The 25,611-nt window shown below is 63.6% G+C and carries 18 protein-coding genes; 14 read left to right on the forward strand and 4 right to left on the reverse strand.

Annotated features, from left to right (window positions below):
- Positions 1-160: 160 nt before the first annotated feature.
- Positions 161-2,308 (forward strand): TonB-dependent receptor, encoded by a 2,148-nt coding sequence (locus ACE3TJ_RS17375; protein ID WP_374598426.1) that lies wholly within the window; start codon positions 161-163, stop codon positions 2,306-2,308.
- A gap of 131 nt (positions 2,309-2,439) precedes the next feature.
- Here ACE3TJ_RS17375 and ACE3TJ_RS17380 read toward each other — a convergent pair whose 3' ends face one another.
- The gene (locus ACE3TJ_RS17380) at positions 2,440-3,909 is read right to left on the reverse strand and encodes a serine hydrolase domain-containing protein (protein WP_374598428.1); all 1,470 of its coding nucleotides are present in this window, start codon (positions 3,907-3,909) and stop codon (positions 2,440-2,442) included.
- Positions 3,910-4,019: 110 nt separating this feature from the next.
- A complete protein-coding gene (locus ACE3TJ_RS17385) occupies positions 4,020-6,239 on the reverse strand; it encodes a TonB-dependent receptor (RefSeq protein WP_374598430.1) in 2,220 nt (739 codons plus the stop codon).
- Positions 6,240-6,546: 307 nt separating this feature from the next.
- Here ACE3TJ_RS17385 and ACE3TJ_RS17390 point away from each other — a divergent pair, with 307 nt between their 5' ends.
- Both ACE3TJ_RS17390 and ACE3TJ_RS17395 read left to right on the forward strand, forming a co-directional pair.
- The gene (locus ACE3TJ_RS17390) at positions 6,547-7,332 is read left to right on the forward strand and encodes an enoyl-CoA hydratase/isomerase family protein (RefSeq protein WP_374598432.1); all 786 of its coding nucleotides are present in this window, start codon (positions 6,547-6,549) and stop codon (positions 7,330-7,332) included.
- Positions 7,332-8,672 carry a serine hydrolase domain-containing protein gene (locus tag ACE3TJ_RS17395; RefSeq protein WP_374598433.1) on the forward strand — a complete coding sequence of 447 codons (1,341 nt, stop codon included), beginning with the start codon at positions 7,332-7,334 and terminating at the stop codon, positions 8,670-8,672. Before ACE3TJ_RS17390 ends, ACE3TJ_RS17395 begins: the two co-directional genes overlap by 1 nt.
- A gap of 19 nt (positions 8,673-8,691) precedes the next feature.
- On the opposite strand, the gene ACE3TJ_RS17400 is transcribed toward ACE3TJ_RS17395, so the two are convergent.
- Positions 8,692-9,426, reverse strand: a complete 735-nt coding sequence (locus ACE3TJ_RS17400) for a TetR/AcrR family transcriptional regulator (RefSeq protein ID WP_374598436.1) — start codon at positions 9,424-9,426, stop codon at positions 8,692-8,694.
- Between the two features lie 243 nt (positions 9,427-9,669).
- Here ACE3TJ_RS17400 and ACE3TJ_RS17405 point away from each other — a divergent pair, with 243 nt between their 5' ends.
- From ACE3TJ_RS17405 to ACE3TJ_RS17430, 6 genes are read left to right on the forward strand one after another with little or no spacing between them, the layout of a single operon-like run.
- Positions 9,670-10,140: a MaoC family dehydratase gene (locus ACE3TJ_RS17405; RefSeq protein WP_374598438.1), complete on the forward strand. Its 471-nt coding sequence runs from the start codon at positions 9,670-9,672 to the stop codon at positions 10,138-10,140.
- Positions 10,140-11,762: a class I adenylate-forming enzyme family protein gene (locus ACE3TJ_RS17410; RefSeq protein WP_374598440.1), complete on the forward strand. Its 1,623-nt coding sequence runs from the start codon at positions 10,140-10,142 to the stop codon at positions 11,760-11,762. Before ACE3TJ_RS17405 ends, ACE3TJ_RS17410 begins: the two co-directional genes overlap by 1 nt.
- On the forward strand, positions 11,759-13,135 hold the full coding sequence (locus ACE3TJ_RS17415) for an MFS transporter (protein WP_374598442.1): 1,377 nt from the start codon (positions 11,759-11,761) through the stop codon (positions 13,133-13,135). The genes ACE3TJ_RS17410 and ACE3TJ_RS17415 overlap by 4 nt, the downstream gene beginning before the upstream one ends.
- Positions 13,132-14,340: a P1 family peptidase gene (locus ACE3TJ_RS17420; RefSeq protein WP_374598444.1), complete on the forward strand. Its 1,209-nt coding sequence runs from the start codon at positions 13,132-13,134 to the stop codon at positions 14,338-14,340. The genes ACE3TJ_RS17415 and ACE3TJ_RS17420 overlap by 4 nt, the downstream gene beginning before the upstream one ends.
- A 47-nt stretch (positions 14,341-14,387) precedes the next feature.
- Positions 14,388-15,389, forward strand: a complete 1,002-nt coding sequence (locus tag ACE3TJ_RS17425) for a pyridoxal-phosphate dependent enzyme (protein WP_374598446.1) — start codon at positions 14,388-14,390, stop codon at positions 15,387-15,389.
- 46 nt (positions 15,390-15,435) lie between these two features.
- Positions 15,436-16,377, forward strand: coding sequence for a threonine/serine dehydratase (locus ACE3TJ_RS17430; RefSeq protein WP_374598448.1), 942 nt, complete (start codon positions 15,436-15,438; stop codon positions 16,375-16,377).
- 8 nt (positions 16,378-16,385) lie between these two features.
- Here the strand turns inward: ACE3TJ_RS17430 and ACE3TJ_RS17435 are convergent, their stop codons facing one another.
- Positions 16,386-17,408, reverse strand: coding sequence for an AraC family transcriptional regulator (locus ACE3TJ_RS17435; RefSeq protein ID WP_374598450.1), 1,023 nt, complete (start codon positions 17,406-17,408; stop codon positions 16,386-16,388).
- 153 nt (positions 17,409-17,561) lie between these two features.
- Between ACE3TJ_RS17435 and ACE3TJ_RS17440 the strand changes: the two genes are divergently transcribed.
- The 5 genes from ACE3TJ_RS17440 to ACE3TJ_RS17460 all read left to right on the forward strand — a co-directional run bounded on the left by ACE3TJ_RS17440 (position 17,562) and on the right by ACE3TJ_RS17460 (position 25,607).
- Positions 17,562-18,881: an acyl-CoA dehydrogenase family protein gene (locus tag ACE3TJ_RS17440; RefSeq protein ID WP_374598452.1), complete on the forward strand. Its 1,320-nt coding sequence runs from the start codon at positions 17,562-17,564 to the stop codon at positions 18,879-18,881.
- A 77-nt stretch (positions 18,882-18,958) separates the two neighbouring features.
- Positions 18,959-20,173 carry a thiolase family protein gene (locus ACE3TJ_RS17445; protein ID WP_374598454.1) on the forward strand — a complete coding sequence of 405 codons (1,215 nt, stop codon included), beginning with the start codon at positions 18,959-18,961 and terminating at the stop codon, positions 20,171-20,173.
- Entirely contained in the window at positions 20,170-21,798 is a 1,629-nt protein-coding gene (locus ACE3TJ_RS17450) for an AMP-binding protein (protein WP_374598456.1), read from the forward strand. Before ACE3TJ_RS17445 ends, ACE3TJ_RS17450 begins: the two co-directional genes overlap by 4 nt.
- Positions 21,795-22,904, forward strand: a complete 1,110-nt coding sequence (locus ACE3TJ_RS17455) for a trans-acting enoyl reductase family protein (RefSeq protein ID WP_374598458.1) — start codon at positions 21,795-21,797, stop codon at positions 22,902-22,904. Before ACE3TJ_RS17450 ends, ACE3TJ_RS17455 begins: the two co-directional genes overlap by 4 nt.
- Before the next feature lie 135 nt (positions 22,905-23,039).
- Complete coding sequence (locus tag ACE3TJ_RS17460; protein WP_374598460.1) at positions 23,040-25,607, forward strand: TonB-dependent receptor; 2,568 nt, start codon at positions 23,040-23,042, stop codon at positions 25,605-25,607.
- The last annotated feature ends 4 nt before the right edge of the window (positions 25,608-25,611 follow it).

Here is a 25,611-nt window from a genome sequence, read left to right on the forward strand (position 1 = left end):
GGAAACGATGATCCTCATCGGACAATAATCAACTTGAATTCAATTTCAAAATAGAGAATGATCCTGATCGTACAGACGGCGCCCGCAATGGGCGCACGGCGGAGCTTGGCGATGGGAAAAGTGGGCCGAATTGGCGCATGGGACAAAAAGGGGAAACAAGATGCATGTTTTGAAGCGCACGCTTTTGTGTTCGGCGGTTTGCGTCGGCAGCGCCGGTATCGCCGCATCCGCGACGGCACAAACGGCTGAACTGGAAGAGATCATCGTGACCGCGCAGAAGCGCGCGGAATCGATCCAGGACGTGCCGATTTCCGTTTCGGCGTTCTCTGCCGACGCCATCAAGGACCAGGGCATCGGCCGTATCGAGGATTTCGCGACCTCGTTGCCGAGCGTCTACATCGACATGCGCGAGCTGCGCGGAACGTCGATCTCGATTCGCGGCATCGTTTCGGAAACGAACAACCCTGGTGTCGATCAGGGCGTCGGCGTTTACGTGGACGGCGTCTACATGGGCCGCCCGACAACGATCAACAACAGCCTCTACGATCTTGAGCGCATCGAGGTGCTGCGCGGGCCGCAGGGCACACTTTACGGCAAGAACACGATCGCGGGCGCGATCAACTTCATTACGCGCAAACCGGGCGACGAACTGCGCGGCGACATCAGCGCGAGCTACGGCAACTATGATGCGATCCGGGCGAGCGCATCGGTCAGCGGGCCGGTGGTTCCGGGCAAGTTCTATGTTAGCGTTTCGGGCGGCATCGACCGCCGCGACGGGCTGGTGAAGAACCTGCTGACCGGCACCGATCTCGACGACGTCGATTCGCTCTCTGGCCGCCTGACCGCGGTTTACAGCGAGAACGACGACTTCGAACTCGTCGTGCGTGTCGATGCCTCCCGCGACCGGACGAATTCCGGTGCCCTCGACATCACCGACAACGGCGATCTCACCGGCACGCCGCTTGCCGATGCGGACGGCTGGGACCGCAAGGTGGTGCAGAACCGCGATACGGTCCAGAACCGCGATACGTTCGGCGCCTCTGGCGAGATCAACTGGTCGCTCCTTGGCGGCAAGCTGACGAGCATCACCGCTTACCGCGAGTTTCAGTGGTACAACCTCGCGGACAATGATTACACGGCACTCGATCTGCTCGCTTCGGGTATCAGCGAGGACCAGAACCAGTTCAGCCAGGAACTGCGCTTCGCCTCGCCCGACAGCGGCCCGCTGACGTACGTGTTCGGCGTCTATTATTTCCACCAGCGGCTTGCGACGAACTCCGCCGCAGTGATCGGCACCGACCTCGGTATCTACCCCGAGGCAGTGACCGGAAACATCCTTGCGACCGTGAAGTCTGAAAGCATCGCCGGGTTCGGCCAGGCGGTCTATCGCGTGACGGACCAGTTCAGCATTACCGCAGGGCTGCGCTATACGTGGGAGAAGAAGGACGTCATCCACAGCCAGATCGGCGATCCGTTCGGATTGCTGCTGGCGACGACGCCGGAACGCCGCTTCGGCCGATCGGAGGATGACTTCTCTCCGTCGCTGAGTCTCAATTACAAGTGGAACGACAAGGTTCTGACCTACGCGACTGTCAGCCGCGGCTTCAAATCCGGCGGTTACAACGTGTTTTCGGTGACGCCCACGGACGATGCCGAGTATGAACCCGAATTCGTGACAAGCTACGAGATCGGCCTTAAATCCGATCTGCTCGACAACCGCCTGCGCTTCAACGCGTCGGCTTATTATCTGCGTTACAAGGATCTGCAGGTGAACCAGCTGGAGCTGGTGGGCGGCCTGCCACAGTTCCAGACCTCGAACGCTGCGCGCGCGCGCAGCAAGGGTGTCGAACTCGAGCTGACCGCGCGGCCCGTGAACGGCTTCGACGTCACCGTGAACTACAGCTATCTCGATGCGAAGTTCCTCGACTATGAAGGTGCCACGCCGGGCGGCGATGATTTCACCGGCAACACGATGGTGAAGGCGCCGAAGCACAACATCAGCGTGGGTGCGCAGTACGAGGCGCCGCTGACCGACACGCTTTCGTTGACGCTGCGCGGTGACCTGACGCATCGCAGCCGCATCTTCTTCGGGCCGGACAACGGCTATTCGCAAGGCGATGTGACGGTGCTCAACGGGCGCATCGGGATCGGCAGCGAACAGGGCTGGTCGCTGTTCCTGTGGGGACGCAACCTCACGAACAAGGACTACGCGCTCTACCGCGACGATGGCGTGATCATCGGCGGGCAGGCCGTGCAGTCGCTCGCCACGCCGCGGACCTATGGCGTCGAGGCGCGCTTCAAGTTCTGAAGTCGACCGTTCGAGATGGAAGCGCGGGCGTTTCCATCTCGAACGGGAACCCCTGGCGGGAGCGAAGCGCCAGGAAAAAAAAGAGGCCGGGGAATCGTTTCCCCGGCCTCTCTTTTTTGTGTTGGGCGTGATTACTTCACGGCAGTCTGCTGCGCGCTGAACGTACCGCCGTAATACTGCATCGTCAGCGTGCTGGGTTTGCCGTGCTTGCCCGGTTTGAACACGACATTGTGTTCGTCGTCGACAACGGAGACGAAACGGCCCGCGCCCTGATAGAGCAGCGGCAGCGCCGGGCCGCCCGACTTCGTTCCACCGAAATTCAGATAGAGCTGGCCATCCTTGAAGGAGAAGCCGTGCACCTCCGGCCCGAAGCGGTAGGGCGCGAAATAATAGTCGCCCGAAACGCGCGTGCCGAAGTCTGCCGGAACCGGCAGTGATTTGACGACCGGCTGCGGCACGCCAAGCATCTCGCGCGCGATTTTCTGTTCGACGCTGAGTGGTGGGAACGCACCGCCTTGATGGTTGGTGGTGATGACGATGACGAGATCATCATCCGGGTAGTAAGCGTAATTTGCCGAGAACCCATAAATGTCTCCGGCGTGCGCAATCTTGCGGTGGCCTTCGAAACGCGTCTCGCCCAGACAGCCGAGCGTATACATGATCTCGGTTCCGTCAGCGAGCTTGTCGTGCGTCAGAATCACATCGCGGACAGCCTGGCTGGTCTTGTCGGAAGCGAACACGCCGCGGCGGTATTTCAGAAGATCGCCGACCGTCGACATGATCGCGCCCGCCGAGAAGGGAACGACGGGATCATACTGTAGCCCATTCTGCCACCCGTTCTTGCCCTTCTTGTATCCGTGCGCACGGTGCGGGACGAGGCGGGTCCAGTCTGAATAGAGCGATTTGGACATGCCGAACGGTTCGAGGATGTGCGTGCGGATATACTCGTCGTAAGTCACGCCCGATACTTTTTCGATGATGAGGCCGACGAGATATGTGCCGGAGTTCGAATAGCTCCAGGCGGTTCCCGGCTTGAACATCAACGGCTTGCTCGCGAAGTAGCCGACCATTTCCTCACGCGTGAATTCCTTACGCGAATTGTATGGGAATTCCGGAAGATCCGTGTAGTTCACAAGGCCGCCCGTGTGATTGAGCAGGTGGCGGACCTTCACGCTGCGCGCAGGTTCCGGCAGATCGGGAAGATAATGCCCGGCGGTTTCCTCGATCGAGACCTTGCCGTCCACGACAAGTTGAGCGAGCGCCAGACCGGTAAAGGACTTGGTGATCGAACCGATCGGAAAGACGGTGTCGATCGTAACCGGTACGTCTTGCTCCAGATCGGCCTTGCCGAAGCCCTTCGCATAGACGACTTCGCCCTTGCGCTCGATGGCGATGGCAAGCCCGGGGAAGGGGGCCGCTTCCATGCGGTTTGTGATGATCGCATCGATCCGCGACGCGGTTTCGGGCGAGAGCGCCTCCGCCTTCACCTCCGAATGCAATGCATCGGTGCCGAGCAGTGCGACGCTGACCAGAAGCGGGAGCACGCCCCTGCGCCAGCCTTCGCCGCGCGGAGCCTTCGATGAACAGATGAGTTCGCGCATAACACCTTCCTTCACTCAGACGGTCCTTTCATGTTGGTGCCACCATCGTTGAGCTGCCGCGGTCCCGTCGCGGCGTCTCCCCGATGATGGCACGGTTTGCGGGCGTGATCCTAGAAGTTGAATCGCGCCTCCACGCCGAACGTGCGCGGTGCGCCGAGCACGATGAGCTGCTGCCCCACAAGCGTCTGGTTCGAGAGATCGAACAGGCGGGTCTTGTAGGTCTTGTCGGTGAGATTCTTGCCCCACAGCGCGATCGACCAGCGATCCTCTTCGCCGGCGAGCGTGACGCGGCCGTTGAGGAGGCCCACCGTGCCGACGCGGCCCGCGGGATCCTTGATCGGCAGCAGGTCCGTGCCGCGCTCGTAGAGGTAGTCTCCGCGCAGGGTGAGCGACAGGTCGCCGATCGGCACCGTGTATTGCGCGTTCACGCCGAAGCGGGTTTCCGGCGCGCGCGGAAGGTCAGCGAGCGGAATTTCCGGGCTGCCGGGCGCCGTGGGCACGGTGCCTTCGTCGTAGGCGGCATCGGTGAGTGCGAGATTGAAGCCGAGTTCCAGCGCCGGGATCGGCACGGCCGTGACTTCAAGCTCGACGCCGCGCGAGTGCGCCTTGCCGGCGTTGCTTGTGCGCGGATCGAAGGGGAGGGTGTTGGGGTCATCCGACGAGATCTGGATGTCCGTCCATTCCATCGCGAACGCCGCCACGTTCACGCGCAGGCGGTTTTCGAGAAGGCTCATCTTCACGCCGATCTCGTAGTTCCAGATATATTCGGGATCGTAGCTGATGCCGTTCGCGTCGCCGAGTGCGTCGTTGAAGCCGCCGCTCTTGAAGCCGCGGCTGACGGTCGCATAGGCCATCGCCGACGGGTTGAAGTGGTAGCGGATGTTGAAGCTGGGCGTGAAGGCCTTCCAATTGTCCTTGCCGCGGAGGCCGTCGACCTGCCCGCCGAGGAGTGCGAGCGGATCGAACTGCGAATAGAGGATCGACTTCTTCTCGTAAGTGAAGCGGCCGCCGAGCGTCGTTTCGAGCTGATCGGTGATCTTGTAGGAAAGGCTTGCGTAGGCCGCGTAGCTATCGAGCTTCATGTCGGCGTCGGAGCCGATGTCCATCGCGGGCACTTCGAGCAGCTCGGCGAGATCCTCGCCGAGCCGGACGAAGCTGAGATTCCGGCTGGTCTGATGGAAATAATAGAGGCCGGCGATCCAGCTGAGCGCGGTGTCGCCCTTCGAAGAGAGCCGCAGTTCCTGACTGAACCGCCAGACGTCTTCGGGGTCGCCGTCGTAGAGCCAGCGCAGCGGGGACATGTCGGTATCGCCGATGTTGTCGTATTCATGCTCGCGGTACGAGGTGATGCTGGTGAAATCGACGCCGCCGAAATCGATGTTGGCGTTGAACGAAACCGCCCAGGCCTTCAGCGTCTCCTTCGTCGCGAGGTCCGAATAGACGCGGCGATCGAAGGGGTCGGTGTTGAGCGGAAGTTCGAACATTTCGAGGAGCTGGGGGAGCAGCTGATCGGTATCGTAGGCCAGCGTTTCGAAATATTTCGAGCGCTGGTTCACCTTGCGGTACTCGCCGGTGAGGATGAACTCGGCGTTCTCGGTAGGGCGCATCAGAAGCTGGCCGCGCAGGTTCCACGTGTGCGAATCGTCGCCGCGCGTGCCGTCGATCTCGTTGCGCGTGAAGCCATCACGGTCTTCATATTGCGCGGAGATGCGGGCGAGGAGCTTGTCTTCGATGATGGGACCGCTGACGGCACCGCGCAGGTTGATGGCGTCGTAATCGCCGTAGCCGCCCATCACATAGCCTTCGAATTCATCGGTCGGCTTCTTCGTGGTGATGCTGATGACGCCGCCGACGGTGTTGCGGCCGAACAAAGTGCCCTGCGGGCCGCGCAGCACCTCGACGCGCTCGACATCGACCATGTCGATGTTGGCGCCGACGCCGCCGCCCATGAACACCTCGTCGACATAGACGCCGACGGCCGGGTCTTGCCCTGCCGAGCCTGAGCTCGCGGAAATACCGCGCAGCGCGATCGGCGAGAGCTTGAGATCCGAATAGTTGCCGAAGCCGAGGCTCGGCGTGTTCTGCGCGAGATCGCCGAGTCCGTCGATGCCGCGCGCGGCGAGGCCGGCTTCGGAGTATGCGGTGATGGCGATCGGCACGTCCTGCACGCTTTCCGTGCGCTTCTGGGCCGTGACGGTGATGATTTCGATGCCGTAGGCGTCTTCCTGCGCCAGCGCCTGTACAGGCGAGAGCAGCGCAAGCACCGCGGCCGAGGTCATGAGGCGCCGGGCAGGCCGCCGGATGCTAACGAGATTTACCGATTTCGACATTACATTCCCCCTTTTTGTTCTGTTCACACTTCAATGTAGAATATAAATTCATATTCAACTCAAATGCTGCGTTTTATGACAGGGAAGGCCCTGGGGCTTCCCATGTTCCGGTTCCATCCGGTTCAGCGCAAAAAACCTGTCCTCCCGACTGCAGCGTTTGGGCCGATTGCGGGAATCTCTCCCGATCGCAGGGCTCCCTCTCAACCCGACGCCATCACTATCCGCAGCTTTACTTGAAATTAAATTTAAAATCAAATATCGAAACAGCAAGGGCGCCATGCCAGCGCCGGGTTTGAGGGTTCGAAAATTGACAGCATCGCCGGAAGTCCTGTTAACCCGCCGGGGGCGGGCCAGCGTCATCGCGCTCAATCGGCCCGCGTGCCTGAACGCGATCAACGAGCCCATGGTGCAAGCCTTTATCGCGGCGCTGCGCGACGCCAACGCCGACGCGGCGACGGCGGCGATCGTGCTTCACGGCAACGGCAAGGCCTTTTGCGCGGGTGACGACCTGACCGCGCACGAGCCGCCGGCGGACCTGGACGAAATGGCGATGCGCGCGCGTGTGGACGTGATGCAGCAGGTGAGCCGCGAGATCATGTTCGGCGAGAAGCCGGTGATCGCGGCCGTGCACGGCTGGGCCGTGGGCGGCGGCTTCGAATGGACGATCAACTGCGACGCGGTGATCTGGTCCGAGGAAGCGCGCGCATTTTTCCCCGAGATCGAATGGGGCATGTTCGTGAGCGGCGGCGTGACCGCGCTGCTCCCGCGGCTGGTTGGCCCGCAGCGAACGTTCAAATGGATCATGGGCGGCGAACATCTTGACGGGCGGGCGCTGCACGAGGCCGGCCTCGTGACCGAGATCGTGTCGACCGGACAGCATCTCGAAGCGGCGTTCGCGCTTGCCGAACGCATTGCGTCGCGCCCGGCGAAGGCGGTACGCAGCCTGAAGCGGGCGATCAATCTGCTGGAGCGCGACCGCATCGAGGCGGCGATGGCGGAGGAAACGATCAGCCTTGCCGCGAGCCTGCTCGATCCCGAAGTCGCCGCGCGTGTCGGCGCCTTCAAGGGAAATGATTCGAAGGAGGGGATGTGATGGCCCGGAAAACCGTTTTCGCCATCGCCGGCGCGATGCTGTTGCTGACAAGCGCGTGCGCGCACGCCGCAGCGCCGTCCGCATCAGAAGCGGCGCGTCTCGACGCCGTGATGCAGGCCTTGCCGCTGGCCTCGTCGTCACCCGCGCCGGCTGACGCCATCCACAATGCAGCGGTCGTCGTGGAGGACCCCGCGCAAATGCTCTATTATGCAAAGGGTGTCGGTCCCGCGCGCGAAGGTGGCACGGCGGCGATGACGACGAAGGACCAGTTCCCGATCGCGAGCGTCACGAAGACGATGACGGCGACGGTGATTCTGCAGCTTGCCGAAGAGGGCAGGCTTGGGCCGGACGGGATCGAAACGACGCTCGGATCGCTCGGCGTGTTCACGCCCGCAATCCTCGATCGCCTGATGACGTTTGAAGGGCGCAGCTACGGCGCGGGGCTGACGATCCGGCAATTGCTGGCGCACCAATCGGGTATGCGCGACGTTTTCATGGATGATGCGAAGCTCACGTCGGAAAGCAATGAGGGCAATGCGGCGCCGGAGTCGTTCGGCGGGGTTCAGCTCGGCGTGCTCGGCGCGCATCGCAAGTGCCTCGAAACGCCGGGATGCGATATCTCCGCGCTGATGACCGGGCGCATGTGGACGCCGTGGGACGCGTCGCGGCCCGACGATCCGCAGGCCGGGGTTCTCAATTTCTATCTGAGTTACAACGGCGGCGCGACGAACGGACTCTTCGTGCCGGGGCAGGGCTATCACTACAGCGATACCGGCTACATCATCCTCGGTCTCGTGATCGAGAAGCTCACCGGGGGTACGTTGCACGAGGCTTATCGGAAGCGCCTGTTCGATCCGCTGGGGTTGAAGCACACCTATCTCGAATATGCGACGAAGCCTGGGACGGCGGCATACGAAGGCAATGCTGCCGATTTCTACCTTGGCGACTTTCCCGGCCGGACCGGTCGCTTCAACATTTCCTTCGACTGGGCGGGCGGGGGCGTCGTTTCGACGGCCGAGGAACTGAACCGCTTCATCCGCGCGCTTGGCGAAGGGCGGCTGTTCAAGAAGGCGGAAACGCTGGCGCTGATGACGACGCCGCAGTGGCGCCAGATGCGCGGCGATATCGCGGTGGAGCGCGGGCTCGGCGTATCCCGCCTGACGACGCCGGACGGCATTTCTTATTTCGGACACACCGGCTTCTGGGGCGCGATCATGCTCTATGAACCGGGCACGGGGATCAGCCTCGGCGGAACGATCAACCAGGTGGGGCACAATCCCGCCGTGTGGGCGATCGACCTGCTGCGCGCCGCGCGTCCTCGCGCGGCAGCCGCAAACTGACGATCCGGTTCAGGCCGGTTCAGGCCATCTTGAGGCTGGTGAAGCCCTCATACCCCTTCAACTGCTCGGCGGGCGGATTCGCGAGATAGATCGCACGGTACCAGAGAATCGCGAGGAAATGCGCCACGTCCTCCGGCGAAGAGAAGGCCTTCACCAGCATCGGATTGCGATCGACGTAAAGCTCGAACAGGAAATTATCGACCATGCCGCCGAGGGCATAAGCGATCATCAGCCGTTGCTCTTCGGCGAGTGCCACGCCCGGGCAACGCCGCGCGATATCCTTCGCAATCTTCAGGCTCCAGTCCACGCTCACCTTGCGATAAAGCTCGGAGAATTCGGCCTCCTCCTCGTCGAAGTGGAGCAGACACCGCATCAGCCCGGGCGTGCGCGAATAGGTGGTGACCATGACCTTGTTGGCGCGGACGATCGAATCGAACGGATCGTTGGTCGGCGCCATGCCAGAGAGATCCTCAAAGCGCTGCCTGTCTAGCAGTTCAACAAGGATCTCGTGGGTAAGGTCTGCCTTGCCTGAAAAATAATGGTAGAGGAGGCTGACGTTGACGCCGGCTTCGGACGCGATGTCGGAGAGACGCATGGCGCGGTAGCCGATCCGCTCCAGCACGCGCACTGTCGCTTCCTTTAGCTTCTCGCGGGTCTGGTTGCCGCGCTGCGTCTGCGGCGCGGCGGGCTTCTTGCTGACAGCGTTGCGGCGTTCCTTGCGGCCCAGCGGCGCGACGGCAGGCCTTGCACCCACAGCTTTTTTCTTTGTTGCCATTGCGTTCTTGATCAACCTCGATTGTGCCGGTGTAACGGAAACCGGCTCCAAAACCAATTTCTAATCATAGCCCGGCACGGCGATTTATAAACTTGAATTTAAATTCAATCATGGTAATCAGCATGGATCAAAAGGGAGGGTGGCCCTTGTTCGTGCGCGAGCATTCCGCGATGCGAAGCGCAGAGGCCGCCGTTCCGAAACCGGAAGGGCTGCGTAACACCGATGGAATATGATGTCGAAACCCTGTCGTCGCTGGTCGGGCAGGAGATTCTCGTCAGCGACTGGATATCGATCTCGCAGGAGGAGATCGACGCCTTCGGCAAGGTGACGCGGGATATCGATCCCATGCACGTGGATCCGAACTATGCCCGCGAGCATAGCCCGTTCGGCCAGACCATCCTGTTCGGTTTCCAGACGCTTTCGATGCTCAGCCACCTGTGCTCGCCGATTCGGTATCGCCACGACGGCGGCGTTGTCGGCTATGATCTGAACTACGGCCTCAACCGGGTGCGCTTCATTTCGCCGGTTCCGGTAAACGCGCGTTTCCGCAACCGCATGACGATCAAGAGCGTCGAGCAGCGCGAGGACGGCGCCTATCTCATCACCTCCGAAAATACGATCGAGATCGAGGGGCAGGAGCGCCCCGCGCTCGTTGCGGAATGGATCGGCCTCGTTTCGAGAGAGAATGCCTAATGCCGATGCCGACGGGGCCGGACCTTGTCCGTAGCATCGAGCGGCTTCCCGACGCTGTTGCCGCCTACGCCGAGGCCGTGCCGGATCGCGAGGCGATCATCTTCGGTGACCTGCGCCTTTCCTACGCCGAATTCGACCGCGAGATCGATCGCTATGCGCGTGCGCTGATCGCGGCAGGCGTGGAGACCGGCGACCGTGTCGCCATGATCGTGACGCCGCGCCCCGAATTCATGCTGATGCTGCTTGGCACTATGCGCGCGGGCGCCGTGTGGGTGGGCGTGAACCCGAAATACAGGCGCGAGGAAATGCGCCATGTGCTCGGGGACTGCCAGCCGAAACTGCTGGTTTCGATTCTTCAGGATACGGCGGGGCGCCGCTACGACGACGATCTTCGCGACCTTGCGGGCGATGTCGTGGCCGGGGCCGGCCTCGTTACCATCGGCGGCGTTCTGGGTGGGAAGAGCCGGTCGCTCGATGCATTCCTCGCAGACGGTGACGCATTCGATCCCGCGCGGGCCGCGGCCCAGATGAATTGCACGTCGCGCCGCGATCCCGTGAGCATCGTCTACACATCGGGATCGACCGGAAAGCCCAAGGGCGCCGTGCTCTCGCACGACAGTTTCTTCCATTCCTACAGGGCGCTTTCGGAATCGTTCGTGGGACGCGAGCATCTGCGCGCCGGGCACCGCGTGATCTGCAACCTGCCGACCAACCATGTCGGCTGCCAGTCCGACGTGTGCGGCAATTGCCTGATCGACGGCGGCACGATCGTGTTCATGGAAACCTTCGATCCGGCCGGGATTCTGGAAACGACGGAGCGCGAGAAGATCACGATCCTCGGCGGGCTGCCGCTGATGCATCAGGCGGTGTTCGATCATTCCGATGCTGCGTGGCGCGATCTCTCCAGCGTATCGGTGATCGCATGGGGCGGCGCGCCGATGCCTGCGCCCTTGCTGCGGCGGCTGGAAGGGAAGGGCTATTTCTTCTCGCTGCACTACGGGCTCACCGAAGGCGGGTCGATCAACAGCGTCAACCCGCCGGACGCCGATTTCGCACTGCTCACGGAATCGATCGGCCATCACGATCACAACAACGCTTATCGGGTCGTGGATGAGGGCGGCGTGCCCGTTCCCGAAAACGCCATCGGCGAGGTGCAGATCAAGGGGCCGGGGGTAATGCTCGGCTATTTCAATAATCCGGCGGCGACCGCAGCGGCTTTCACGGCGGACGGCTGGTTCCGCACCGGCGATCAGGTGGAACTGCTGCCGGGCGGCAACTGGCGCTTTGTCGGACGCAGCGTCGAGATGTTCAAGTCGGGCGGGTACAACGTCTATCCGCGCGAGGTCGAACTCGCCCTTGAAGAGCATCCGGGTGTCGCTGCGGCGGCTGTGATCCCGGTCGCCGATCCACGCTACGACGAGGTCGGCTGGGCGTTCGTGATTCCCGCGCCCGGCGCGTTGATCGACGAGGCGATGCTGCGGTCGTTCGCGGGCGAGCGGCTTGCGAACTACAAGGTGCCCAAGACCTTCCTGATCCGTGAGGCGCTGCCGCTGCTGCCGATCGGGAAAGTGGACAAGCACGCACTTCGTGATGAAGTGCGTCAACTGAGCGCTGCGCGGTGAACAAGCCCTTTGGTAGCGCCGCGCCTCCGGCTGACACGCGCGGCCTTTCCATCGGCACGATGGCGGCATTCGGTGTCGGTTCGCTCGGGACGGGCGTATTCTCCACCGTGCCGAGCGTGCTGCTGCTCTTTTTCATGACGAGCGTTCTCGGCATTTCGCCGGCGCTGGCGGCATTGACCGTGTTCATCCCCAAGTTCTGGGACGTGCTGATCGATCCCCTGATCGGCATGGTTTCCGATCGCACGCAAAGCCGCTGGGGCCGCCGCCGGCCCTATATGCTGGTGGGCGGCATTACGATGAGCCTGTTCTTCGTGATGCTGTTCTCGGTGCCTGCATTCGAAACGCCACTCGAGAGTTTCATCTACGTGACCGCCGCCTATATGGCCTGTGCCACGGCGTATGCGGTGTTCTCGGTGCCGTACATCGCGATGCCCGCCGAGATTTCGCGCAGCCCCGAGGAGCGCACGACCTTGATGTCGTTCCGCATGGGGTTCGCGATGGTGGGCATCCTGCTCGGCGGCGCGGGGGCGCCGTTCCTTGTCGATCTCGCGGGCGGTGGGCGTGCCGGTTACGCCGTGATGGCGCTGACCATCGGCATCGTGTGCGGCATTGCAATGCTCGTGCCGGTGGTGGCGACACGCAGGCTGGAGACGGCGGCATCGGTTTCGGCGGACTTCCAGTTCTGGCAGGGGCTTCGACAGGCGGCGGCCTGCAAGCCGTTTCTGCTGCTCCTCGTCACCTACCTGCTGCAGCTGGCCGGGCTCGGCTGTTTCTCGGGCGCGTTGCCCTATTATGCCGTGCATATCCGCGAGGGTTCGGGGATGACCGTGACGCTGCTATTCGTTGCACTGAACGTCTCGGCGATCGTCGCCATGCCGCTCTGGGTGCGTATCTCCCGCAGCGTGGGCAAGGTGCAGGCCTATATCGGATCGAGCGTGCTGCTTGTGCTCGCGACGGCGGGTCTTTGGTTCTGTGACAGCGAAACGCCGGATGCCTTTCTCTACACGCAGGTCTGCCTGATGGGCCTCGCCTTCGCGGGACAACAGCTGTTTCCCTTCGCACTGCTGCCCGACGTTCTCGATGCCGACGCGCGCGCCACGGGTATTCACCGGCAGGGCATGTTCACGGGGCTGTGGACGGCGGGCGAGAAGCTCGGCCTTGCGCTCGGTGGATTGGTGACGGGCGCCGTGCTTTCGTGGACGAGTTTTGTCGCGTCGAGCGGAACGGTCGTGGCGCAGCCGGAGTCGGCGCTCACGGGTATTCGCCTTGCGTTTGCAATTCTGCCCTCGCTGCTGGTGACGGCGAGCCTGTTGCTGCTCGTGCGGTTCCGCCGCGTGTATGAAACCCCTTTGACAGGAAAGATTACGCCATGACTTCAACGCAAAGATTATGGTCGGGAGCGCTGCCTCTGCTGACGGCGCTCATCGTTTCGATCGCCGCGACGGCATCGTCCGCCGGACCGCGCGCCCGCGATCTCGGGGTTCCGTTCGAAGGCACGCCGGGTGCGCTGAACGCGATCACGGACGTCGCGGGAGTCGAAGTCGGCCATACCACCGTGATTTCAGGCGATGGGCCGATGGTGATCGGGAAGGGGCCTTACCGTACCGGCGTGACGATCATTCATCCGCTCGGCAAAACCAGCCTCGATGGTGTCGCCGCGGGCCGTGCGGTGATTAACGGCACCGGCGAATGGACCGGGATGCATCTCGTCGACGAGGTCGGGCAGTTCCTGGGACCGATCGCGCTGACGGGAACGGGTAATGTCGGCCTCGTGCACCAGAGCATGATGGACTGGTCGGTCGGAAAGGTGCCGGAAGAGGCGCTGTTTTCGCGTCTGATCCCTGTGGTCGCCGAAACCCTCGACAACCGGCTAAACGACGTCTTCGGACATGGCCTGACACGCGATCACGTGTTCGCGGCGCTTGACGGCGCGAAAGGTGGCCCGGTTGCGGAGGGCAATGTCGGCGGCGGTACGGGGATGATCGCCTATACTTTCAAGGGCGGCATCGGCACATCTTCGCGCGTCGTTTCGGCGGGCGACACGCGCTACACCGTCGGCGTACTCGTGCAGTCGAACCACGGCGACCGCAACGACCTGCGCATCGCGGGTGTATCGATCGGCAAGGAGATCAAGGGCGCGTGGCCGGAGGTGAACGGCATCGTGGCTGCTGGTCCCGACGCAGGCAAGCCGCAGGACAAGAATTCGCTGCTGATCGTGATCGCTACCGATGCGCCGCTGATGCCGCATCAGCTGGAGCGCATGGCGCGCCGGGCCGCGCTCGGGGTTGGGCGTAACGGCAGCACGGCGGGGGCGCTTTCGGGTGAATTCGCGCTCGCCTTCTCAACGAGCCATGTCATCCCGCTCGGCGGCAAGCCGCGTCTGCCCGCGATGATCAACGATACCGACAGCGAAACGATGAATGCGTTGTTCCGCGGTGTCGTGCAGGCGACAGAAGAGGCGCTCGTGAACCAGCTTGTGGCGTCCGAGACGATGACCGGCGCGAACAACGCAAAGGTTTACGGGATCCCGCACGATCAGCTGGCCCGCATCATGAAGGCGCGTTTTCCCCGTCGGTAGGATAAAAACGGCCTTCCCCGGGACTGAAAACATGCAAAAACACGGGGATGGCTGATCCTGCGATAACAATTGAGGCGATTCGCGCGGCGCGCGCGGCGCTCGGCTCCCACATCGTCACCACGCCGACGCTCGACTGGCAGGCGGACGAACTGCGGGAGCGCCTTGGCGCGGATACCCGCGTCAACCTGAAGCTCGAACTCTTTCAGCGGACGGGGACGTTCAAACCGCGTGGCGCGCTCACGGTGATGATGGCGCTCGACGAAGCGCAACGGGCGCGGGGCGTTACCGCTGTCAGCGCGGGCAATCATGCCATCGCGACCGCTTATGCCGCTCGGGCGCTTGGGATTTCGGCGCGCGTGGTGATGCTGCCCACGGCCAATCCCGCGCGCATCGAACGCTGCCGGCGCCTAGGTGCCGAAGTGGAGATCGCGACGGGCGGCGCAGCGGCGTTCGAACGCGCGAAGCAGATCGAAGCCGAGGAAGGGCGAGTTTTCGTGCACCCTTTCGAAGGTCCGTTGACCGCGCTCGGCACCGCAACCATCGGCCTTGAATGGGCAAGCCAGACCGAGCCGCTCGATGTGCTGATCTGCCCGATCGGCGGCGGCGGGCTCTGCGCTGGACTCGCCACCGCGATCCGGCTTCTGATGCCGGGCTGTCAGGTGTTCGGCGTGGAGCCGGAGGGGGCGGACAATATGTACCGTAGCTTCGCGCAAGGCGCGCCTGCCACGAATGCGAAGATCGCAACGATCGCAGACAGCCTGGGGCCGCCCTACTCGCTGCCCTACAGTTTCGGGCTATGCCGTGAGGCTGTCGAGGAGATCGTTCTGGTCTCCGACGATGCGCTCCGCGCGGGCATGGACCTGCTGTTCCGCGAGGCGCGGCTGGCGGTCGAGCCCGCGGCCGCAGCGGCGACGGCTGCGCTGATGGATCCGCTCGCGGAGCGCGTACGCGGCAAGCGTGTGGGCGTGATCGTGTGCGGTGCGAACATCGATATCACGGGGTTCGCAGCGCACGTCGAAGCCGGCAAGCGCATCACGGGCCTGCAATAGCGCCCGATGATCGCGTGTTGATTGCATTGGGGAAGGGATAGCCAAAATGAGCCCTGTGGTACCGGATCGCATGACGATCGACGCAGCGCGCGAACGCATCCGCGATCTTGCCGTGCGGACGCCGCTCATCCGCCTGCAGGGTGGTGCACGGGACGATATCTATCTGAAGCTCGAAACGCTGCAGCCTGTCGGTTCGTTCAAGATCCGCTGCGCCGCGAATGCGCTTCTCAGCCGCGGGGATGCCTGCCGCGATGGCGTGTCGACGGCGAGCGCCGGGAATTTCGCGCAGGGCCTCGCCTATGCCGGACGCGCGCGCGGCATTCCGGTGACCGCCTATGTTCCGGACACGGCAGCGCGCAGCAAGGTGGAGGCGTTGGAAAGGTTTGGCGCGAGCGTGGTGACGCTGGCCTACGATCGCTGGTGGGCGATGCTCGCCGAGCCGCCCGCCGATCCCGCGTTCATCCACCCCGTGATCGAAAGCGAAGTGCTGGCCGGCAACGCCACGATCGGCGCCGAGATTCTTGAGAATCTGCCGGACGTGGCGACGGTGCTGGTGCCATATGGCGGCGGCGGGCTTGCCTGCGGCATTTCCGCGGCGCTGAAGGCGCATGGGTCCGCGGCCGTTGTCATCGCGAGCGAAACCGAGGCGGGGGCGCCGGTGCGTGCGGCGTTCGCGGCGGGAGAACCGGTTACGGTGCCGTTCGCACCATCGTTCGTCACCGGCATGGGCGGTCCCACCGTTATTCCCGCGATGTGGCCGCTGGTACGGAGCCTCGTTGCTGGAACCGCGCTCGTATCGCTCGCGGAAACGGCCGCAGCGGTGCGAATGCTCGCCGAGCGTCATCATGTGATTGCCGAAGGCGCAGGCGCCGCGCCGCTCGCCGCCGCACTCGCCGGTGATCATCCGGGGCCGGTGGTGTGTATCGTTTCAGGCGGGCATCTCGATGCGGCGCATCTTGCAACGATCCTTGCCGGCGGTGTGCCATAAGCAGCCTCTCAGCGCGGACGCTGTCGGAACTTGATGGGTGAGACGCCGGTCCAGCGTTTGAAGGCGCGAGAGAAGCTGGCGGTTTCGGCAAAGCCCAGCATTTCGCCGATCGCCTCGACCGAGAGATGCGAGCGATCGAGGAGGTAGCATGCGCGCTGTTCGCGGACCTGATCGAGCACGTCGCCGAAGCCGAGGTTCTGCTTTGCGAGGCGTCGGTGCAGCGTGCGTTCCGAAACCGCGAGTTCCGCGGCGGCCTGTGCTGCCGAGGGGAAACCGCGGCTTGAGCGGACGAGCAGCGAATAGAGACGTCCGACCATATCGTCGCTGACCTGTGCTTCGTCGATGAGCCGCGCGCAGAGCTGTTGGTAGGTTTGTTCGAGAAGCGGGCTCGCCATCGGAAGCGCGAGATCGGCGGCGCCGGGCTGGAACACCCAGCGTGTTACCGGGGCGCCGAACACGACGGGCACGCCTAGCTCCGCCGCATAGTCGATGCCATCGCTGCGCGGAGAGACGGACGACTCGATGCGCGCCAGCGGAAACGGCTGCCGCATGTCCTTTAGGAAGGTGGTCGCCGAGCCGAGCGAGCGCACCAGGCAGAATTCGCGAAGATCGGGCGCAACATTGCTGTCGTCCGCCTCCATGCCCGCGAGGGCGCCGTTCTCTTCGTACAGCCGATACTGCAGCAGCGAGTAAGTGAGTGCCTGGAATGCCACGAGCACCTTCAGCCCATCGTGCACCGTTCCCGCCGAAAGCACGGCAAGCCCGAGCGGGCCGTAGGTCATCAGGCGATAGCGCATGCCGGTGTGGAACCACAGGCCGGGGATGTCGCGCGTTGCCTTGGCGAACTCCTCCTGGAAGCGCAGTTCCTGGAGCCCGGACACTTCTCCCTGCGGGTCGTCGGCTTCTGCCACCGCAATGCCGGCCTCGGCGAGCAAGGGTAGCGGATTGACCCCGGCCTCATCCAGCGCCGCGCGCATGATCCGGACGCTCTGGTTCGGCATTCGCATCGAGCCGAGCAGTTCGATCTTCATGATTGCCTCCCGCCGCATATGATGCGCGGTGTGGCAGTTAAAGTCAAAAGCTTGGCGCAAGACGACATTCAATGATGCCCGGCTTCATGTTTTGATCGCAGCATCGGGAATGGATGACACAAGATCAGTCCAGCCCGACCTTGGAGGAAGATCGTGAACCATCAGCTTGCCGTCGTCGATCACGATATCGCCCTTGGAGGTGGACCGCTCCCCTTCGCGCAGTGGGATTCGAACCCGCACGTCAAACTGGGTCAGCTTGGCGCGGAACCGCCGCTTCCGGAGATTGCCGCCGAACTCCAGAAGTCGCTGCACAGCTTTGCCGAAAAGGTGATGCGGCCGATCGGCACCGAACTCGACCGGTTGAGCGCGGACGCGGTGGTGGACAAGGCCTCGCGCTACTGGGAATTCCGCCGCGCCTACGCCGACCTCGGCATCAACATGGAGACGCTGGCGTCCTTCTCGGCAGAGGAGATGCCGCACGTGTTCGCGATCCTCTTCGAAGAACTCGGCTGGGGCGATTCCGGCCTCGCCATCTCCGCAGGCGCCGGCCTGCTGCCGCACTACATGGCGGCGAAATTCGGCAATGATTTCGTGGCCCGCACCTACCCTGAGTCGCTGATCGGGAGCTGGGGCATCACGGAGCCCGACCGGGGGAGCGATTCGATCGACCCCGGCGGGCACGCCGCTCACGCCGCGGGAAAGCCGAACCGGCCGAACTGCGTTGCGCGCATCTCGGATGGCAAGATCGCTATCAACGGTCAGAAATCTGCGTGGGTTTCGAACGGGCCTGTCGCGGATCTCTGCATCCTTTACTGCGCTGCCGAGACGGGCTCCGGCTACGATCCTGCGCGCGGCGCGGTGGTCATCGTGCCGCTCGATGCGCCGGGCGTGTCGAAGGGTAAGCCGCTTGAGAAGATGGGCCAGCGCGCGCTGCCGCAGGGCGAGATCTTTTTCAACGACGTGACGCTCGACATCGATCATCTGCTGGTGGCGCCTGAGGACTATCTGAAGGGCGTTTACGCGATCCACAGCGAGGCGAACGCGCTGATGGGGGCGACGTTCGCGGGCTGTGCACGCGCCGCTTATGAACTCGCCCACAGCTACGCGCATGAGCGCCGGCAGGGCGGTGTGCCGCTCGTTCGGCATCAGGACGTGGCGCGGCGGCTGTTCCACATGGCACGCAAGGTCGAGATTTCGCGCGCGTTGGCGCGGCGGGTGACGGCGTTCAACATGAACAATGCCATGCCCGCATTGCAGGCGGCGATGTTCTCCAAGGTGACGTCGACGCAGCACGCGCTCGAGGTGACGAGCGATGCCTTGCAGATGTTCGGCGGCAATGGGCTGACGCGCGAATATCCGATGGAGAAATTGTTTCGCGATGCCCGCGCCTCGCTGATCGAGGACGGATGCAACGAGGTCATCGCGATCAAGGGGGGAATGCTGCTGACCGATCCGGATCTGCTGCCCGGCTGACGGCGGAAACACAGAAATGAAATCGCGCGGCCGAACGGGTTTTCGGCCGACGGGGAAGGTTTGTCCGAGGGGATGGAATGAAGCAGAATGCGATCATCGCCGGTGTCGGAATGACCCGCTTCGGCAAGCATCTGGACCGCAGCCTGTCCAGCCTCGCGCACGAGGCGATCGGCGAAGCGCTCAAGGATGCGAATATCGAGGCGAAGGAGATCGAGGCGGCATGGGCCGGAAACGCTGCCGCGCCGCTGGTCACCGGGCAGGCGTGTATTGCGGGGCAGGCCATTCTGCGCGGCATGGGCATCGGACGTATTCCGGTCGTGAACGTGGAAAATGCCTGCGCGACGGCCTCCACGGCGTTTCAACAGGCGTGCACGATGGTGACGCTTGGCGTTTATGATGTGGTGCTGGCGTTTGGTGTCGAGAAACTTTTCCACGAGGACAAGGCGAAGAGCTTCGCGGTGTTTCTTGGCGCGGTCGATGTCGAGAAGCCGGAAGAGCTTTACGCCTACGTGGACGGTGATCGACCGGCGAGCGACGAGCCGGGACGGCAGCGTTCGCTGTTCATGGATATCTACGCCCGCATGGCGCGCGACTACAGCGCGCGCAGCGGCGCGACGGCGCGGCATTTCGCTGAGGTTTCCGCGAAGAACTCGCTGCACGGCAGCCTTAACCCGCGCGCGCAGTTTCGCGATGTGCTCGATGCCGACGCGGTGCTCGCCGCGCCGCTGATCTCGGCGCCACTGACGCTGCCGATGTGCTCGCCGCTCGGTGATGGCGCGGCGGCGGCGGTGATCGTGTCGCCGAAGTTCGCGCGTGAACGCGGCATCGTTGATCCGGTGCATGTGCGCAGTTCGCTGATCGCCAGCGCATTCGAGCCTGCACCGGGCGCGCCTGGCATCACCGAATGGGCTGCGGGCGAGGCCTATGCGATGGCGGGTATTGCGCCCGAAGATATCGACTGTGTCGAGCTTCACGACGCAACGTCGCCTGCCGAGCTGATGTATTATGAATACCTCGGGCTGTGCCCCCGCAATGAAGGCGTGGCCTTTCTTGAAAGCGGTGCAACGGAGCTTGGCGGGCGGGTGCCGGTGAACACATCTGGCGGGCTTGTCCGCAAGGGGCATCCGATCGGCGCGACGGGCCTTGCGCAGATCCATGAACTGACCGAGCAGCTTCGTGGCCGTGCCGGTGCGCGGCAGGTTGAAGGTGCGCGGCTCGCGGTTGCCGAGAACGGCGGCGGTTTCCTTGGCCGCGATGCGGCGGCGCTGGTGATGACGGTGCTTTCACGGTGAGCGCAGCGCTCTCTTTGCGCACGCCCGTGCAGATGCTCCGCGATGGTGCGGCGGCGCGCGACGGCGCGATGTTGACGTTTGTCGATATCCGGCCGGACGGGAGTTTCGCGGAGGAAACGCGGAGCTATGCCGAACTGCTGGCGAACGGCGCGCGCATCGCGGCTGCGCTCGCAGGGGAGGGCATGAAGCCGGGCGACAGCTTCGCGCTCGTCATGCCCAACCATCCCGAGTTCGTGGACACGATGATCGGCTCCGAGCTTGCCGCGACGATCTTCGTGCCGATCGACCCGAGGACGCGCGGCGCGCGGCTGGCTTTCATGCTGCGCTTTGCCGGGTGCCGGGGCGCGATCGTGGCGCCGGAAGCGCTGCCGGCGCTCGCGGAAGTGATCGCCGATGTGCCCGATCTCGGCTGGGTGTGGGTGCTGGGCGATACGGCGTTGCCGTTGCCCGGTGTCCGGGTTGCCACGCTCTCGCAGGCACTTGCCGGTGCGGGCGCACAACCTGCCGATCTCGGCGCCGATCTCGCGCGGCCTATGCAGATGCTCTACACCTCGGGCACCACGGGCGACCCCAAGGCGATCCTGGCGCCCTATGCGCGCTATGCCGCGGTTTCCACCTTCGGGCCGCTGCTTCAGGTGCGTGGTGACGACACGCTCTATACGGGCCTTTCCTTTACGCACGCGAACGCGCAGCTCATCACGCTCGGCAATGCGCTTGCGATGCAGCTTCCGCTGGTGGTCAGTCGGCGGTTCTCGAAGTCTCGGCTTTGGGACATTCTCGCGCGCTACGGCTGCACGGTGTTCAACCTGCTCGGCGGCATGGCAGTGGCGATCTTCGCGGAGCCGCCGTCGCCGCGCGACCGGCAGCACAAGGTGCGCATGGTACTGAGCGCGGGGATGCCGCCGAGTATGTGGCGGGATTTCGAGGCGCGGTTTGGCGTTGAGGTGCTGGAGTTCTTCGGGGCGGCGGAAGGTGGGCTTACCATCAACCTGCCGGGCGAGGGGCCCATCGGGTCGATCGGGAAGCCGCCGGCCGGGACAATCTGCGCGATCCTTGATGAAGACGACCGAGACTGTGCGGCCGGGGTTTTGGGGGAAATGTGCTTTCGGCCCGAGGGGAGCGAGACACCTGCGGTCGAGTATTTCCAGAACCCCGAGGCATCGGCGGCGAAGACGCGCGGTGGCTGGTTCCGCACCGGCGACATCGGCTACAAGGACGCGGATGGCTGGGTGTTTTTCTCGCATCGCGCCGGAGATGCGATCCGCCGCAACGGGGATTTCGTGAACGCCGTGCAGATCGAGGCGGAGATCGCCGCGATGGAGGGCGTGGGCGACGTTCACGTCTACGGCGCGGCCACGGCTGAGAATGCACCGGGCGAGAAGGAGGTCGTCGCGGCGATCGTGCCCGCAGGGGACTTCGACCCGCTCTCCGTGTTCGCGCACTGCCGGGATCGGATCGGATCGGCCGCCATGCCCTCGCTGGTGCAGATCATCAGCGAAATTCCGAAGACGGCCTCTGAAAAACCGCAGGCCCGGCATCTCATCACGATGCTCGGCGCGCCGGATGCGGTAATCTTCGGGCCATCAGGACCCACAACAATCACTCTGGGGAGAGCGACGCAATGAGCGCACCTGTCATCGTTTACGGCGCCAGTGGCTACACGGGCAAACTGATATCCTGGCACCTGGCGGAGGCGGGCATCCCGTTCATCGCCGCAGGGCGAGACCAGAAACGGCTCGAGGAGCAGATGGCGCGCGTGCCCGAGCTGAAGGGCGCGAGCTTCGAATGCCGCGCGGTTTCGCACGACGCAGCGTCGCTAGCGAAGCTCTTCGCGGGCGCCAAGGTCGTCTACAACGTCACCGGCCCGTTCATGCAGCTCGGCGATCCAGTTGTGCAGGCCTGCCTCGAAGCGGGGTGCCACTATCTCGACACCACGGGCGAGGCGGACTGGATGCGCCACGTGCGCGAGACCTACGGCGCGAAATTCGCAGCAAAGGGCCTCCTTTTGGCGCCCGCGACGTCTTACATGTGGGCGGCGGGGAATATCGCGGCGGAGATCGCGCTCGAAACCCCCGGCGTCGACTCGCTCGATATCCTTTACCTTGCCGACTCCGCGACCAGTGTCGCCTCGACCAAGTCGTTCCTGCGCATGTGCACGCGGACGCAATATTACATTGAGCACCGGAAGCTCGTCGCCTGGCCAATGGCGACGTCCTACCTCGTGAAGGCGCCGGATTCGCACCGGCTGTTCCGCGGCCTGCCTTGGTCCGGCGGCGGCGAGCCGGTGTGGTACGAAGGCGATGCCCGCGTCAGCAACTGCTCGACGCTCGTCGGCTTCCGCAGCCAGGCGATGTTCGATGCGGTGATCGCGACGCTCGAAACGTTCGAGAAGGAATACAGCCACCTGCCCGACGCGGAGCAGGAGCGCATCTGCAACGAACTTGGCGGGCAATTGACGCAGGTCGAGCCGGACCGCGAGAACCCGGACGTCAACCGATCGGTGATCTCGTGCATCGGGCGCGGCAACACGTCCGGCGTATCGGTGATCCTGCGCGGCAACGCGCCGTACATCCAGACGGGGCTTCTGGCAGCGGAAGGATGCCGTCGCATCCTTCGCGGACAATTGCTCGCTGCCGGTTTCCAGTCTCCGGCGAAGGCTTTCGGCGCCCGCAATATTCTGAACGTGTGGGCGGAGCACGGGTATCACACGTGGGAGGCGCAGGCGACGTGATCGCAGGGCGCGGCAACGCGCGGGGCTGAAGCCCCAAAAATCATTGCAGACGTTACGGCCCGCCGGATGGCTCCGGCGGGAACAGGTGAGTTTTGTCCGCACAAACGATCAGGGGAGGATCATATGGACAGGAAAATGCAAACGACGCGACTGTCGCTGCTGCTGCTTTCGACGGCAATGGCCGCGCCCGCATTCGCACAGGACGCCGCGACCGAAGTTTCGGGCGGCCTTGAGGAAATCGTTGTCACCGCGCAGAAGCGCAGCCAGAATCTGCAGGATGTGCCGGTCGCCGTTTCGGCATTCACCGGCGACGATCTCGCGGCGCGGGGCGTTTCGGAAACCTCCGATCTGATGGGCACGATGCCCAACCTTCAGGTGACGACGCCCTACGGCAAGACGCAGCCGAACTTCTCGCTGCGCGGCATCTCGGTGGCGAACGAATTCACCGCCTCCACGGCTTCACCCGTGGGCGTTTACGTGGATGAGGTCTACCAGAGCTTCCGCGCCAGCCACGGCCAGCAGCTTTACGACCTCGACCGCGTTGAGGTGCTGCGCGGCCCGCAGGGTACGCTTTATGGTCGCAACACCACGGGCGGCGCGATCAGCTTCTTCACGAAGCGCCCCGATCTCGACGGCATGGACGGCTATCTGACGCTCGGCTACGGCAACTACGACACCAAGACCGCCGAAGCCGCGTTCGAAGCGACACTGGTGCCAGATAAGCTCGGTATCCGCTTCGCCGGCACCCGATCCAAGGGCGACGGGTTCATGTTCAACCCGATCCAGGACCGCGACGTCGCCACCACGGATTCGATCGCGGGGCGCGTCACGGTGCGCTTCAAGCCGACCGATGCGCTCGACATCACCGTGAAGGCTTACGCCTCGAAGGACGATCCGTGGGCGGCGCTCGCCTATTCGCAGGGGCAACTGAGCGGCGGGCGGGATGCGCTCGGCTATTCGCGCTACGATCCGCAGGCGGCGCTCGGCGGACGCCTGCTGAACCGGAACGAGGTGGCATCCGACACGGGGGGCAAATATTACAGCTCCTCAAAGGGCGTGGCGCTCACCATCGCTTACGATGTCAGCGACGAGCTGACGCTGACCTCGATCACCGGGTACGACAAGGGCAAGTACCGCAATTCGCCGTTCGACTGCGACGGATCGCCGAACGATCTCTGCTCGCTGCGGTACAATTCGAAGAGCGAGAACTTCAATCAGGACCTGCGCCTGACCTACAATGGCGACCGGATCAACGTGATCGGCGGCCTTTATTACGGCCGCGACAAGGTGGATACGCATAACGAGGTCGATTTCTTCGGCATCCTGCGTCCGATCCTGCTCGGCGCGGGGCTGCCCGGCACCTATAGCAATCCCGCGATCGCGACGCCGGATTCGATCGGCATCCTGCCCGCGTTCGCGCTCGATCCGACGCTTGCGCCGACCGATCCGGGTTTCTGCGCGCCGGTGAACGTCAATCCCACCGGGTTCCTCGATGCGCGTTCTCTCGTTGCGCTGCTGACCGACATCGCCATCGACAACAGCGGCGGCGGCGGGTTCGGCGGGGCCTTTTCAGCCGCGTGCCGTGCGGCGGGTGCGCCGCCGTTCAGCCCCATCCTCGGCGACCAATATTACACGATCACGCGGCCTTCGAAGGCGATCTACGGCGACGTGAGTTTCGACGTGACCGATCAGCTCAATATCAGCGTCGGCCTTCGCTACACGATGGACAAGGTGAAGTACTCGAACGGCCGCACGATCCTTTACGATCTTTCGGGCAACAACATCGTGGCAAGCACGATCCCGTACAGCTTCCCCTACAATCCGAGCCTCGCTGCGGTGAGCCAGCGTGAGAAGGCGAACCGGCTGACCGGCCGCATCAACGTGAGCTACGATTTCACCGACGATATCATGGGCTATGTGAACTACAGCCGCGGCTATCGCAGCGGCAGTTTCAACGGCCTTGCCTATCAGGGCACCAATCAGGTTTATTACATCCAGCCCGAGAAGGTGAACGCATACGAAGGCGGCCTGAAGACGCGGCTGTTCGATCGTAGCGTGCAGCTCAATCTCGCGGGCTTCTATTACGATTATTCGAACCATCAGGTGACGCAGGTGATCGGCGCCACCACCTTCACACGCAGTGCCAACGGGCGCCTTTACGGCGGCGAGGCGGAGCTGGCGTGGCAGGCGCTCGACACGCTGCGCTTCGATGCGTCGCTCGGGCTCCTGAACAGCAAATACAAGGGCAACGTGCTCGATCCCACCAACCCGAGCAGCCCGACGCGCAACGTGAACGGCAATCCGTTCCCGAACGCGCCGGAGATCACGTTCTCGGCTGGTTTCGACTGGGATGTCGCCGAGATCGGGAACGGCACGCTGACGCTGCGTGGCGACACGTCCTACATGGGCAAATATTATTTCGACCCGTTCAAGGACTACGGCCAATCGCCGTGCGACACGCCTGCGCCCGGCTTCAACATCCTGCAGGCCGGCCCCGCCATCGCCTGCGGCAATCCCGGCTACTGGCTGTTCAACAGCCGCCTGACCTACGACATGGAAAACGTGTCGATCAGCGTGTGGGGCAAGAACCTCACCAACAAGTTCTATTACACATACGGGCTCAACATCGATGTGTTCGGCCTCGATTATCTGAACCGGGCATCGCCGCGCACCTACGGCGTCGAAGTCACGGCGCGGTTCTGAGGCG

The organism is Sphingosinicella sp. (genome assembly GCF_041916975.1).
GTDB lineage: Bacteria > Pseudomonadota > Alphaproteobacteria > Sphingomonadales > Sphingomonadaceae > Sphingosinicella.

Excerpts from the sequence above, each read along its gene's own strand:
- ACE3TJ_RS17405 (WP_374598438.1), top strand. The coding sequence starts at position 9,670 with ATGGAATATGATGTCGAAACCCTGTCGTCGCTGGTCGGGCAGGAGATT.
- ACE3TJ_RS17375 (WP_374598426.1), top strand. The coding sequence starts at position 161 with ATGCATGTTTTGAAGCGCACGCTTTTGTGTTCGGCGGTTTGCGTCGGC.
- ACE3TJ_RS17430 (WP_374598448.1), top strand. The coding sequence starts at position 15,436 with ATGAGCCCTGTGGTACCGGATCGCATGACGATCGACGCAGCGCGCGAA.
- ACE3TJ_RS17385 (WP_374598430.1), bottom strand. The coding sequence starts at position 6,239 with ATGTCGAAATCGGTAAATCTCGTTAGCATCCGGCGGCCTGCCCGGCGC.
- ACE3TJ_RS17410 (WP_374598440.1), top strand. The coding sequence starts at position 10,140 with ATGCCGATGCCGACGGGGCCGGACCTTGTCCGTAGCATCGAGCGGCTT.
- ACE3TJ_RS17460 (WP_374598460.1), top strand. The coding sequence starts at position 23,040 with ATGCAAACGACGCGACTGTCGCTGCTGCTGCTTTCGACGGCAATGGCC.
- ACE3TJ_RS17420 (WP_374598444.1), top strand. The coding sequence starts at position 13,132 with ATGACTTCAACGCAAAGATTATGGTCGGGAGCGCTGCCTCTGCTGACG.
- ACE3TJ_RS17425 (WP_374598446.1), top strand. The coding sequence starts at position 14,388 with ATGGCTGATCCTGCGATAACAATTGAGGCGATTCGCGCGGCGCGCGCG.
- ACE3TJ_RS17455 (WP_374598458.1), top strand. The coding sequence starts at position 21,795 with ATGAGCGCACCTGTCATCGTTTACGGCGCCAGTGGCTACACGGGCAAA.
- ACE3TJ_RS17435 (WP_374598450.1), bottom strand. The coding sequence starts at position 17,408 with ATGAAGATCGAACTGCTCGGCTCGATGCGAATGCCGAACCAGAGCGTC.
- ACE3TJ_RS17445 (WP_374598454.1), top strand. The coding sequence starts at position 18,959 with ATGAAGCAGAATGCGATCATCGCCGGTGTCGGAATGACCCGCTTCGGC.
- ACE3TJ_RS17395 (WP_374598433.1), top strand. The coding sequence starts at position 7,332 with ATGGCCCGGAAAACCGTTTTCGCCATCGCCGGCGCGATGCTGTTGCTG.
- ACE3TJ_RS17380 (WP_374598428.1), bottom strand. The coding sequence starts at position 3,909 with ATGCGCGAACTCATCTGTTCATCGAAGGCTCCGCGCGGCGAAGGCTGG.